The organism is Nonomuraea antimicrobica (assembly GCF_039536965.1).
GTDB lineage: Bacteria > Actinomycetota > Actinomycetes > Streptosporangiales > Streptosporangiaceae > Nonomuraea > Nonomuraea antimicrobica.
In genome coordinates this window covers 57,037-68,350 of record NZ_BAAAZP010000099.1, presented here as the reverse complement: position 1 = coordinate 68,350, position 11,314 = coordinate 57,037, and the positions used below count along the sequence as shown (strand labels likewise).

Below are 11,314 nucleotides of genomic sequence, written 5' to 3'. Positions count from 1 at the left end.
CCGACGACCGCTACCGCGAGGCCGTGGCGGCGCCGCCGGGCGCGCGGCGCGGTGCGGGGGAGCGGCAGGCCGAGGGCGCGCGAAGGGCCGGGGGAGAGCGGCAGCTCGCCGGGCCCGCGCAGGTGCCCGCTGAGATCGACGAGCTGTTCGCGCCGAGTCCAGGCCCTATCTGCTCCTGGTGCGACTTCCGCAGGCACTGTCCGGAGGGGCAGGCGGCAGGGCCCGAGCGCCGCCCGTGGGACGGCCTGGCCGAGTAGTGGGCAGGGGCGTGGGGCGATTACCGGCGGCGGTGGCGCTGGGGTCGCTGTTCAACCCCCTGAACTCGTCCATGATCGCCGTCGCGCTGGCCCACGTCGAGGCCGAGTTCCACGTCGGCGTCGCGGCCGTGACCTGGCTGGCCGCGGGCTTCTACCTGACCGGCATCCTGGCGCCGCCCGTGATGGGCGTGCTGGCGGACCGGTTCGGGCCGCGGCTGGTGTTCTGCTCCGGGCTGGTGACGATGGCGGTCACCGGGGTGCTGGCGGCGCTGGCGCCGTCGTATCCGATGCTGGTGGGGGTGCGGCTGCTGCAGGCGTTCGGGAGCTGCGCGACGATGCCCGCGGGCATGGCGATCATCCAGGCCCGCGATGCCGGGCGACGACGGCAGGCCGCCGCCCCGCGTGATCGCGACGATCTCCATGGTGCTCACCGGCAGCGCCGCGCTCGGCCCGGTGCTCAGCGGGTTCCTGGTCTCGCTGTGGGGATGGCGGGCGATCTTCCTGGTCAACGTGCCGCTCGCGGCCGTCGCCCTGGTCGTGGCGCTGCGTTGGCTGCCCCGGGTGCGCGTGGACGCCGCCCGCGCGGCGGCGCTGCCCCGGCCGCGGGCCGGGCTGCTGGCCACCTGCGGGCAGTTCGCGCTCACCAACGTGGCCTTCTACGTCGCCTTCTTCGCGGTGCCGCTGTGGGCGCAGCGCACGGCCGGGGTGCCCGCGCACGTCGCGGGGCTGCTGGTGCTGCCGCTGGCCGGGCTGGGGATCGTCATGACGCCCGTCGCGGTGGCGCTGGTCGCGCGGTTCGGGTCGCGTACGGTTCTGGTCGCGGGGGCGGCGCTCCTGCTCGGCGGCTCCCTCACGATGCTCGCGGCCGGGTCCGTGGTGCTCGTGCTGGCGGCGTCGGCGCTGCTCGGGGTGGCGGCGGCGCTCGGCCAGTTCACGCTGAACTCGCTGGTCTTCGTGCACGCCGACCGGCGCGACACGGGTGCCGCGGTGGGCATGTTCCAGGCGTCCAGGTATGTGGGCGCCGCCACCGCCTCCGCCCTGCTGGGCACGCTGTTCGACCGTACCGGGCTGACCGGCGGCGGCTGGACGATGACGGGCGTGTCGGTCGTCGTGCTGGCCGGGGCGGCGTTGCTGCCGGTCAGGCGGCGGCCTTCGGCCAGCGACGGGGATCGGTCAGGCCCTTGAGCCCTCTGCTCACGTCGTAGCCCGCCGCGCTCAGCCGTTCTCTGGAGGACTGGAGCATCTCCCTGGTGGCGGGCATGAAAGCGCGGTCGTGCACGGGCTCGGGCAACACGTTCATACCGAACCTGAACGCCTTCAGCGCCGCCGTGACCGTCGCCTGGGGGATCTCGGGCAGAGCGCCGTACATCCGCCGGGCCCAGCCGGGCAGCGTGTAGTAGCACAGGGCGCCGAACGGGAGGTAGACGGGCTTGCCCGGCGACAACATCCGCAGCTCGCGCGGCAGCCGGGGCCACAGCAGGAAGCGCACGGCCGAGGCCGCCTCCGGTGTCACCCGCAGGCTCGGGCGCATCTGCTCGAAGTAGGCGTCCAACTCGGCGCGCGAGCCGGGCACGTCGTCGAGGTGCAGGCCCACGTACGTGGCGCTCCTGCGCTGCTCGTGCAGGTAGCGGTCGGCCTGGCGCCCGGTGAGCCCGAGCCCGCCGCGCCTGGCCACCTCCAGGTACGACGACACCTCCGCGCAGTGCACCCACAGCAGCAGCTCGGGGTCGTCCACCCGGTGCGTACGGCCGGTGGCGGGATCGCGCACGCGCAGCGCCCGGTGGATGCCCCGGACGCGCCGGCCGATCTCGTCAGCCTCCCGAGGGCTGCCGAACGTCACCCGCCCCACGAAGTCGGCCGTGCGGCGCAGCCGCCCGAACGGGTCCTCCTGGAAGCCCGAGTTCTGCCAGACGCCGAGCATGGCCAGCGGGTGCAGCGCCTGCAGCATGAGGCCACGCACGCCGCCGACCCACATCGAACGGTCGATGTGAACCAGCCAGGTCACGCTCTGCGGCGGCTGGACGACGAGTTCTTCGCTGGCCGTCATGGTAAGTACAGAATTACAGGATATTGGATCGGGTGTCCAAATAGCGCTGCTCGGCGGTGTTCCAGAAGCGCACCAGGGCCGCCGCGGTCGTCTCAGGGGCCTCCACGGCGGGGGAATGGACGGCGCCGGGCACGACCACGCAGTCCGCCCCGAGCCTGGCGGCCATCTCCGACTGAGCCTCGGGCGGCCAGCCGTCGTCGTGCTCGCCGTACAGCACGAGCGTGGGCACCTCGACCTCGCGCAGCTCGTCGGTACGGTCGTGCATGGACAACACCTGCTCGGCCATCCGCGCCAGCCCCGTCGGGGAGTTGGCCAGCAGGCGCTTGTGCAGGAACTCCATGATGTCGTCGGACACGTCGTTGGCCAGCGCCTCGGGCTCGAACCGGGTGTGCCACACGTGCTCCAGGCCCCGCGCGGGCACCTCTTCCATGATCTTCTTGCCGTTGCGGGCCCGGCGGCCCTCGATCGCGCCGGGGCCCGAGCTCATCAGCGTGAACGACGCGAACCTCGTACGCCCGTCGATGGCCGCCTCCCTGGCCACGAGCCCGCCGAACGAGTGGCCCACGAGATGGACGGGGTCGCCGCCGCCGATGACCTGGGCGAGCTGGTCGACGTCGGAGCCGAGGGCGGCGCAGGTGTAGGCGGCCGGGTCGTCGGGGCCGGGGGTCTCGTACTGGCCGCGCAGGTCGATGGCCACGACCCGGCGGCCCGACTGGGCCAGGGTCATCAGGACCGCGATGAAGTCTTCCTTGCTGCCCGTCAGCCCGGGGACCAGGAGCGCGGGCCAGCGCTCAACCACACCACTGACCGGAATCGCCGTCAGGGCCGCGAACGTGCCCTGCGGCGTCTCGATCTTCTGTGGTGCAACGCCAGGAGGCAGGTCGAGGAATCGCGGCGTACTCACGTGGGGCAACAATACCCAGAGGTCAGCGCCTCGACACCGGCATGACCAGGACGCCGGTGCGAGTTCTGGGGAGTTGCGAGGTATGCGGGCTCTCCGATCGTGCCCGCCCTCGCCGGTGGCGCAGGGCTCCTTGCAGTCTCCACACGCGCCTGGAGGGCTCTGAGCGGGCCCCTGAGCCGTCCGCCGGGCCTCGGAGCGGTCGAAGGTGGGGTGGCGGGCCGTGGGGCCGCGAGAGAGGCGCTCACGGCGCGCAGGCTCAACGCAGGGTCAGCGCAGGGTCAACGCGGGTTGCTCAGGGCATGCGAGCGGAGTGGCGTGCGAGCGGACTGGAATGCGAGCGGGGCGGTATGCGAGCGGACTGGCACGTGAGCGAATTGGCGTGCGAGCGGACTGGCGTGCGAGCGGACTGGCATGCGGGCGGATCGGCATGCGGGCTCGCCGCATGCGACAGGCGCGCACCCCCGTTCACTCGGGGTGCGCGCCTCCTGACGTGCCTCAGCGCCTGGGCCGGGCTTAGCCCACGCGGCGACGGTTGCCGCCGCCACGGGCCTGACGGCGCTGCTGCTTGCGTTCGGTCGCGGCCGACGGCGCGATGTCGTCGTCGTCGGAGGCCAGGTCCGGCGACTGGAAGATCACCGAGAACGGGCTGGCCGGGATGATCCGCTCCGGCTCCCTGCGCACCGGCGGCGGTGGCGGCGTCTCCAGGAAACTCGGCTGGGGCTCCGGCTGCGCGACCGGCCGCTCCACCACTGGAGCCTCCGCGCGCTCGGCGAGCGTCTCGACGGGTGTCACGACGGGTGTCACGACGGGCGCCACGACGGGCGCCACGACGGGCGCCACGACGGGCGCCACGGCGGGCTCCGTCTCCGGGGTGGTGACCCGGCGAGCGCGTACGCGCCGCACCGGAGCCTCCACGGCCTCCGCTTCGGAGACCTCGGCCACGGGCCGACGGGTGCGGGCCCGCTTGACCGGCGCCTCCGGAGCCTCGGCGAGCGCCTGCTCGATGGCGGAGGAGGCGGCCCCCCTCCGCGTACGGGCGCGCCTCGGCTCGGCGGCCGCCTGGATCTCGTCGGTGGTGAAGATCGCCGGAGTCTCCTCCGCCTGGGCATCCACGAGCTCGACCTCCGGTCTCTCGACGGGTGCGGACTCCGCCAGCTCCCTGCCGCCGCGGGTGCGGCGGCGCTGGCGCGGCGTGCGGGCGGGACGCTCCTCGCGCTCGTCACGGCGGCGTCCGCGGGTGCGGACGCGTCCGGTCTCCCCGAGATCCTCGATGCGCTCCGCGGACAGCCCCGCGCGCGAACGGTTCGCGTGCGGCAGAACGCCCTTGGTGCCCTCGGGGATGGCGAGCTCGGAGTAGACGTGCGGCGAGGTGGAGTAGGTCTCCTCGGGCTCGGTGAACTCGAGCCCGAGCATCTGGTTGATCATCTTCCAGCGGGTCAGCTCCTCCCACTCCACGAACGTGACCGCGATGCCCGTGCGCCCGGCCCGGCCGGTGCGGCCGATGCGGTGCACGTAGGTTTTGTCGTCGGTGGGGCAGTCGTAGTTGACCACGTGGGTGACGTCGTCGATGTCGATGCCGCGGGCGGCCACGTCGGTGGCCACCAGCACGTCGATCTTGCCGTTGCGGAACGCGCGCAGCGCCTGCTCGCGCTGGCCCTGGCCGAGGTCGCCGTGGACGGCCGCGACCGCGAAACCGCGCGTGTCGAGCTGCTCGGCGACCATGTCGCAGGCCCGCTTGGTCTCGCAGAAGACCATGGTGAGCCCGCGGCCGTCGGCCTGCAGCATCCGCGCGAGGATCTCGATCTTGTCCATCCGGTGGGTGCGCCACACGATCTGGCGCACCTGCGGCGTGGCCTCGCCCTCGCCGCTCTCCAGCTCGGCGCGTACGTGGGTCGGACGGTTGAGGTATTTGCGCGACAGCGCGACGATCTCGCCCGGCATGGTCGCCGAGAACAACATCGTCTGCCGCTGCGCGGGGATCAGCTTGAAGATGCGCTCGATGTCGGGAAGGAAGCCCAGGTCGAGCATGCGGTCGGCCTCGTCGAGCACGAGGCTGGTGACCTGGCTCAGGTCGAGGTGCTTCTGCTTGACGAGGTCGAGCAGCCGGCCAGGGGTGCCGACGATCACGTCGACCCCTGCCTTGACGGCCTCGATCTGCGGCTCGTACGCGCGACCGCCGTACACGGTGAGGACCCGGGAACCGAGCTTGCCGGCGGCGGTCACCAGGTCTTCGCTGACCTGCACGGCCAGCTCGCGGGTCGGTACGACGACCAGCCCGCGGGGCTTCTTGCGGTTCTTGCGCGGCTTGCCGATGCTCTGCAGCATCGCGATGCCGAACGCGTAGGTCTTGCCCGTACCGGTGCGCGCCTGGCCGATCAGGTCTTGGCCGGTCAGGGCGAGCGGAAGAGCCATCTCCTGGATGGGGAACGGTGTGACGATGCCCTCGGTCTCAAGGGCATCGGCGATCTCTGGTGTGACTCCGAGGTCTCGGAAAGTCGTCAGCGTGGCCTGCCTCAGTCTCAAATGAAGGCGGGCCTGTCGGGACCGACGGGCGGAATGCAGCCCCGTGTCGTGGGTCCTCGCGGTAGAGCCAGCCCTCTCGCGTCATTAGCGACCGCGAACCCGGGGAATCGGGGGGTAATCGGGGGATTCCCCCGAATTTACACAGTGCGGTCGCACTTTCACAGAGCAGTGTACTCGATACCACAACGCTGGCCGAGCTTGCGTATGTTCCGGAAGATTCGCCGAAGTACGCTGCCTTCCATGAAGGAGTCTCCTGGAGTCGTCGACCTGCTCGGTGTGCTGGCCTACGCGGAGCTCAGCGCGTACGCGCGCATGACCGAGGACGCGGCCACGCTGGCGCCCTCGCTCGCCGACCGCGCGGCGCTGAGCGAACTGGCCATCACCGAGTACGCCCACTTCCGCCTCCTGCGCGACCGGCTGACCGAGCTGGGGGCCGATCCCGACGGGGCGATGGCGCCGTTCGTGTCCGCGCTGGACGCCTGGCACGGCCAGACCCGGCCGGCCGACTGGCTGCAGGCGCTGGTCAAGACGTACGTGGGTGACGGCATCGCGCTCGACTTCTACCGTGAGGCGGCCCGGCACCTCGATCCCTCGATCGTCAAGCTCGTCGATGAGGTGCTGGTGGACGAGGAGCGTTCGAAGTTCGCGGTCGAGCAGGTCAGGGCGGGCATCGAGGCCCAGCCGACGGCCGCGGGGAAGCTGGCGCTGTGGGCGCGGCGGCTGGTCGGCGAGGCGCTCAGCCAGGGGCAGCAGGTCGCCTCGGTGCGGCCCGACCTGGCGTTGTTGCTGATGGAGTCGCTGGGGGAGGGGCAGACCGACATTTCCCGGCTGTTCGCGAAACTGACCGAGGCCCACAACAAACGCATGGCCGCGATGGGCCTCTGACGCCCCCGGTGGCCCTGCCGCGCGCGACAGATCGGTCGGCCGGGTGTGTCCGGCAGATTGCTCTGCCGGGTGGTGGGGCCGCTCTGCCGGGTCGGGCGGTGAGGCCGCTCTGGGCGATGGCGTCGATCTGGCGTCGGGTGGTGAGGCCGCTCTGGGCGGTGGCGTCGGTCTGGCGGGTCGGGCGGTGAAGCCGCTTCGGGTGGTGGGGCCGGTCTGGCGGGTCGGGTGGTGGGGTCGGTCTGGCGTATCGGGGGGCGCGCGGGCGGCGTGGGCTGTACCGTGCGGACATGAGGGCCTCGCGCCGCTACGGCAGTTCCTTGACCAGATGCAGGCCGAATCGCTGGACCCCGCGTGCCGTGTTGCGACGGGAGGGCGCGGGTTGTCCGGCCGCCGAGCCGGGGCGGGAATGCGCTCCGCGGCCCCGGCGGCCACGTGGTTGTCAGCTCGGCAGAGCGCCCGCCCGGGGCTGAGGCCGGGCGGGCTGGCGACGGGGTGCGGCCCGTGAGCCGTGCCCCGTCGATGCGGCGGCCGATGAACCGGCCGACGAAGTGGCTGGTGAACTGGCCGGTGAGCGGCTAGAGCGTGCCGCCGAAGCCGACCGGCCGGGCCTCGTCCTCGCCGATCTCGATGAACCCGAGCGCGGCCACCGGCACCACGATCCGCCTGCCCTTGACGTCGGTCAGCGCGAACACGCCGCCGCGGTCGACCGACAGGGCGTTTCTGATCTCCTCTTCGACCTGCTCGGCGGAGAGGTCGGTCTCGACAACGAGTTCGCGGTGTACGGAGCGTACGCCGATCTTGATTTCCATCGTGGCTCCTTAGTCGACGGGGCTGGCTCAATCCCATCGTGGCCGCTCGGACCCCTGGAGGACGCGGCTGATCGCGCCCAGCGAACGGGTTAAGCCGTACGCGGAAAACCGCTGATGCCCCGCCAGGCGAGCCGGGCCATGAGCTGCTCGGCCGCATCCTTGGGGATCGAGCCGTTCGTGGTGACCCAGTAGCGGGCGCTCACCTCCGCCATGCCCACCAGCCCGACGCCGAGCAGGTGCGCCTCGTCACTGGTGCACCCGGTGTCCTCCTGGATCAGCTCGCTGACCATCTCCGCGCACTCGCGCAGCGAACGCTCCACCCGCTGCCGCACCGGCGCGACGTTACGCAGATCGGACTCGAAGACCAGCCGGAACGCCTCGCCCTGGCTGGAGACGAAGTCGAAGAACGCGCTGAACGTGGCCTGCACGCGCAGCTTGTTCTCGTGCGTGGAGGCCAGCGCCTCCTTGCAGCGGTTGACCATGTCGTCGACGTGCAGGTCGAGCAGCGCCAGATAGAGCTCTAGCTTGCCGGGGAAGTGCTGGTAGAGCACCGGTTTGCTCACCCCGGCCCGGTCGGCGATCTCGTCCATGGCGGCCGCGTGATAGCCGTTCTCCACGAACACTTCCTGCGCGGCGCTCAGGAGCTGCCGGCGTCGGGCCAGGCGGGGCAGCCGGGTGCCCCGGGGCTTGGCGTCCGGGGTTGCGGTCACGCGGGTCTCCATTGGTTTCTCGGCGAACGGTGCGGACATCCTACGTGCGGGCAGGCCGACGGGCGGGCCGCGCCGTGGCGACGGCCGTCTGCGATGGGCCTCCTTCGCGCAGGTCGGAGCCGCCGGGCCGGCTCAGCGGTAGTCCTCGTCGTCGAGATCGACCACGCGGTCCTGGTCGGCCCCGTCGGCCGGGTCGACGTCAAGCGGAAGTTCGCGGCGCAGTCGCCCCACGCTCTGGAGCAGCTCCCTGTGCTGCTCGGCGGCGTCGGCCTCGGGCGTCTCGATCGACAGCTCCTCCTCGTCTTCGAGGTAAGGGCTCTCGTCCCCGCGAATGTCCATCTCCGACATCTTCGGCCCCCTCTCAGTGCGGACGGAACCAGCCTACGCCCGGCCGAAAAGGTCGCCGCGCTTCTCCACTCTGGCGAGTACGTCGGGCGCGGTGAACACCAGGTCTTCGGCGTGTTCGCAGCCCTCGACCTCCGCCCACGTCAGCGGGGTGGAGACCGTGGGCCGCTGCCCGGCCCGCAGCGAGTAGGGCGCCACGGTGGTCTTGGCCGGGTTGTTCTGGCTCCAGTCGATGAACACCTTGCCAGCCCGCGCCTTCTTCGCCATCACGCTGACGACCTGCCGGGGGTGCTCCTTCTCCAGGCGCCGGGCCAGCCTCCTGGCGTACGCGGAGGGCTCTTCGCGGCCGTCCCAGTCCGCGTAGAGCTGCATGCCCTTGCTGCCGCTGGTCTTCGGCCGGGCCACGAGACCCTCGCTCTCCAGCGCCTCGCGCAGCATGAGCGCCACCCGCGTGCACTCGACGATCGTCGCAGGCGGCCCGGGGTCGAGGTCGAAGACGAGCGTGTCGGGCGGCAGCGCGCGGCCGTCGTCGTCCACCCGCCACTGGGGGACGTGCAGTTCGAGTGCGGCGAGGTTGGCGTAGTAGACGAGCGTGGGCAGGTCGTCCACGACGGCGAAGTCGATGGTCTCGCGGTTCTTGGTGCTGCCGGGTACGGGCAGGCTGACGCGCCGGACCCAGCCGGGCGTGTGGTCGGGGGCGTTCTTCTCGAAGAAGAACTGGGCGGCGACGCCGTTGGGGTAACGCTTGACGGTCAGGGGCCGGCCGCGCAGGTGCGGCAGCAGCACGGGCGCGACGCGGCTGTAGTAGTCGATGACCTCGGCCTTGGTGAAGCCGAAGTCGGGATAGAGGACCTTGTCCAGGTTGCTCAGGGTCAGGTCTCGCCCGTCCACCTTCACCGGCACCTTCATCGGCACCTTCATCGCGTCACCTCCGAGGGGAGTTTGTCGGGGCGCAGGCCACGCCACACAGGGTGGCGCAGGCGCTGCTCGCCGGTCCACATCGTGTAGGCCACCTCCCCGACCAGCTCCGGCCTGACCCAGCGGTTGCGCCACGGGACCTCGTTCGCGAACGGGCTGCGCGGGATCTCCAGCGGCAGCAGGGTCTCGTGGAGCGCCTCCAGCACGGTGTCGGTGAACCCGGTGCCGACGTGCCCGACGTACGTCAGGCCCTCGTCCGTGAACACCCCCATGACCAGCGAGCCGATCCCGCCCGCGCGCCGTCCCTTGCCGGGCTTCCAGCCGCCGATCACGACCTCCCTCGTGGACAGGTTCTTGACCTTGATCCACCAGGGGGAGCGCGTGCCCGCCCGGTAAGGGGAGTCGAGCCGCTTGGCGACCACGCCTTCGAGGCCCTGCTCGTAGGTGGCGGCGAGCAGGTCGGAGTCGCCGGGGAAGTACGGGGGCGCGCCGATGTCCAGCTCGTCGAGCAGCGCCCGGCGGTCGCGGTAGGACAGGTCGAACAGCGGTAGGCCGTCGAGGTAGAGCAGGTCGAACGGCAGGTACGTGATCGGGTACAGCTTCAGCACGGCCGGTTCAGGGTCGGTCAGGTGCATGCGGTGCTGGAGCCGTTCGAAGCTGGGACGGCCCTGGGGATCGAGGACCACGACCTCGCCGTCGATGATCGCGCTCTTAACCCCAAAACCCGAAATTTCCGGATAACGACGGGTGTACTCCACTCCGTGTCTCCCCGTCACTCTCATCCCCCCGTCAAGATGGAGGAGGGCGCGGATGCCGTCCCACTTGACCTCGAGACCGTACCGGTCGCGGTCGGAGGGTAGTTCCCCCGCTACGGCCAGCATCGGTTCGATGGGGTATGGCATTGGTTGCCCCATGACGGGTATGTGCCCATTGGTGTGCAGTTGAGAGCTGAGGAGTGACCATGCGCAGCATCTGGAAAGGTGCGATCTCTTTTGGGCTGGTCACCATCCCCGTCAAGCTCTACTCCGCGACCGAGCAGAAGGACGTCACGTTCCACCAGGTCCACCGCGCGGACGGCGGCAGAATCCGCTACAAGCGGGTGTGCACGCAGGACGGCGAAGAGGTGCCGTACTCCGACATCGCCAAGGGCTACGAACTTGCCTCGGGCGAGATCGTCGTGCTCACCGACGAGGACTTCGAGGACCTGCCGCTGAGCACGTCGCGCCGGATCGACGTGCTGCAGTTCACTCCCGCCGAGCAGATCGACCCCATCTACTTCGCCAAGTCCTACTACCTGGAGCCCGACGCGCAGGGGGCGAAGCCGTACGTGCTGCTGCGCAACGCCCTGGAGAGCTCGGGTCAGGTGGCGGTCGTCAAGGTCGCCCTGCGCCAGCGCGAGTCGCTGGCGACGCTGCGGGTCAGGGACGGCGTCTTCGTCCTGGAGACCATGCTCTGGCCGGACGAGATCCGCAGGCCCGACTTCGCCTTCCTCGACGAGGACATCGAAGTACGCGCCCAGGAGCTCAAGATGGCCGAGTCCTTGATCACCACCATGGAGTCGGACTTCGACCCGAGCGAGTACCGCGACGCCTACCGCGAGGCGTTGCAGCAGGTGATCGAGGCGAAGGTGGCGGGCAAGGAGGTCATCGCGGCCCGCGAGGAGGAAGTGGCCAAGCCCGCCGTGGACCTGATGGCCGCGCTGAGGGCCAGCGTCGAGGCGGCCAAGCGCGAGCGCGCGGGCGGCGGCGAACCGGCCAGGCCGAAGAGGGCTGCGGGGAAGTCCGCCAAGGACACCTCCAAGGAAGCAGCGGAGGAGTCCGAGAAGGAGCCGGCCAAGGCCGAGGAGAAGGCCCCGGCCAAGCGTAAGACGCGCAAGTCCGCGTAGGGGTTTCCTCCTGATGGCCCCGTAGGGGCTC

General features: G+C 71.0%; 11 protein-coding genes and 2 pseudogenes. 5 read left to right on the top strand and 8 right to left on the bottom strand.

Annotation, left to right across the window (positions count from 1 at the left end; translation table 11 throughout):
• The 3 genes and pseudogenes from ABD844_RS27170 to ABD844_RS27160 all read left to right on the top strand — a co-directional run.
• A pseudogene (locus ABD844_RS27170) lies at positions 1-257 on the top strand (recombinase RecB); the annotation flags it as partial.
• Positions 258-328: 71 nt separating this feature from the next.
• A pseudogene (locus ABD844_RS53260) lies at positions 329-565 on the top strand (MFS transporter); the annotation flags it as partial.
• Between the two features lie 61 nt (positions 566-626).
• Positions 627-1,442 (top strand): MFS transporter, encoded by an 816-nt coding sequence (locus ABD844_RS27160; protein WP_344883826.1) that lies wholly within the window; start codon positions 627-629, stop codon positions 1,440-1,442.
• On the opposite strand, the gene ABD844_RS27155 is transcribed toward ABD844_RS27160, so the two are convergent.
• The 3 genes from ABD844_RS27155 to ABD844_RS27145 form a co-directional block, all read right to left on the bottom strand.
• Positions 1,396-2,304 (bottom strand): oxygenase MpaB family protein, encoded by a 909-nt coding sequence (locus ABD844_RS27155; RefSeq protein WP_344883823.1) that lies wholly within the window; start codon positions 2,302-2,304, stop codon positions 1,396-1,398. The two genes, ABD844_RS27160 and ABD844_RS27155, sit on opposite strands and share 47 nt — an antisense overlap.
• 13 nt (positions 2,305-2,317) lie before the next feature.
• A complete protein-coding gene (locus ABD844_RS27150) occupies positions 2,318-3,208 on the bottom strand; it encodes an alpha/beta fold hydrolase (RefSeq protein ID WP_344883820.1) in 891 nt (296 codons plus the stop codon).
• Between the two features lie 513 nt (positions 3,209-3,721).
• Positions 3,722-5,620: a DEAD/DEAH box helicase gene (locus ABD844_RS27145; protein WP_344883817.1), complete on the bottom strand. Its 1,899-nt coding sequence runs from the start codon at positions 5,618-5,620 to the stop codon at positions 3,722-3,724.
• 351 nt (positions 5,621-5,971) lie between these two features.
• Here ABD844_RS27145 and ABD844_RS27140 point away from each other — a divergent pair, with 351 nt between their 5' ends.
• Positions 5,972-6,616: a ferritin-like fold-containing protein gene (locus tag ABD844_RS27140; protein WP_344883814.1), complete on the top strand. Its 645-nt coding sequence runs from the start codon at positions 5,972-5,974 to the stop codon at positions 6,614-6,616.
• Between the two features lie 575 nt (positions 6,617-7,191).
• Here the strand turns inward: ABD844_RS27140 and ABD844_RS27135 are convergent.
• The 5 genes from ABD844_RS27135 to ligD (ABD844_RS27115) form a co-directional block, all read right to left on the bottom strand.
• On the bottom strand, positions 7,192-7,425 hold the full coding sequence (locus tag ABD844_RS27135; protein ID WP_344883810.1) for a DUF3107 domain-containing protein: 234 nt from the start codon (positions 7,423-7,425) through the stop codon (positions 7,192-7,194).
• Positions 7,426-7,514: 89 nt separating this feature from the next.
• Positions 7,515-8,135, bottom strand: a complete 621-nt coding sequence (locus tag ABD844_RS27130) for a TetR/AcrR family transcriptional regulator (RefSeq protein WP_344883807.1) — start codon at positions 8,133-8,135, stop codon at positions 7,515-7,517.
• Between the two features lie 132 nt (positions 8,136-8,267).
• Positions 8,268-8,474, bottom strand: coding sequence for a hypothetical protein (locus tag ABD844_RS27125; RefSeq protein ID WP_344883804.1), 207 nt, complete (start codon positions 8,472-8,474; stop codon positions 8,268-8,270).
• 42 nt (positions 8,475-8,516) lie between these two features.
• Positions 8,517-9,401 (bottom strand): non-homologous end-joining DNA ligase, encoded by an 885-nt coding sequence (gene ligD / locus ABD844_RS27120; RefSeq protein ID WP_344883801.1) that lies wholly within the window; start codon positions 9,399-9,401, stop codon positions 8,517-8,519.
• The gene (ligD, locus tag ABD844_RS27115; protein ID WP_344883798.1) at positions 9,398-10,300 is read right to left on the bottom strand and encodes a non-homologous end-joining DNA ligase; all 903 of its coding nucleotides are present in this window, start codon (positions 10,298-10,300) and stop codon (positions 9,398-9,400) included. Before ligD (ABD844_RS27115) ends, ligD (ABD844_RS27120) begins: the two co-directional genes overlap by 4 nt.
• Positions 10,301-10,359: 59 nt before the next feature.
• On the opposite strand from ligD (ABD844_RS27115), the gene ku reads away from it, so the two are divergent.
• Positions 10,360-11,283: a non-homologous end joining protein Ku gene (ku, locus tag ABD844_RS27110; RefSeq protein ID WP_344883795.1), complete on the top strand. Its 924-nt coding sequence runs from the start codon at positions 10,360-10,362 to the stop codon at positions 11,281-11,283.
• The last annotated feature ends 31 nt before the right edge of the window (positions 11,284-11,314 follow it).

What these genes read in the sequence shown, in the direction of transcription:
- ABD844_RS27160 (WP_344883826.1), top strand. Translation starts at nt 627, where the DNA reads ATGCCGGGCGACGACGGCAGGCCGCCGCCCCGCGTGATCGCGACGATC.
- ABD844_RS27155 (WP_344883823.1), bottom strand. Translation starts at nt 2,304, where the DNA reads ATGACGGCCAGCGAAGAACTCGTCGTCCAGCCGCCGCAGAGCGTGACC.
- ABD844_RS27145 (WP_344883817.1), bottom strand. Translation starts at nt 5,620, where the DNA reads ATGGCTCTTCCGCTCGCCCTGACCGGCCAAGACCTGATCGGCCAGGCG.
- ABD844_RS27140 (WP_344883814.1), top strand. Translation starts at nt 5,972, where the DNA reads ATGAAGGAGTCTCCTGGAGTCGTCGACCTGCTCGGTGTGCTGGCCTAC.
- ABD844_RS27135 (WP_344883810.1), bottom strand. Translation starts at nt 7,425, where the DNA reads ATGGAAATCAAGATCGGCGTACGCTCCGTACACCGCGAACTCGTTGTC.
- ABD844_RS27125 (WP_344883804.1), bottom strand. Translation starts at nt 8,474, where the DNA reads ATGGACATTCGCGGGGACGAGAGCCCTTACCTCGAAGACGAGGAGGAG.
- ligD (WP_344883801.1), bottom strand. Translation starts at nt 9,401, where the DNA reads ATGAAGGTGCCGATGAAGGTGCCGGTGAAGGTGGACGGGCGAGACCTG.
- ligD (WP_344883798.1), bottom strand. Translation starts at nt 10,300, where the DNA reads ATGCCATACCCCATCGAACCGATGCTGGCCGTAGCGGGGGAACTACCC.
- ku (WP_344883795.1), top strand. Translation starts at nt 10,360, where the DNA reads ATGCGCAGCATCTGGAAAGGTGCGATCTCTTTTGGGCTGGTCACCATC.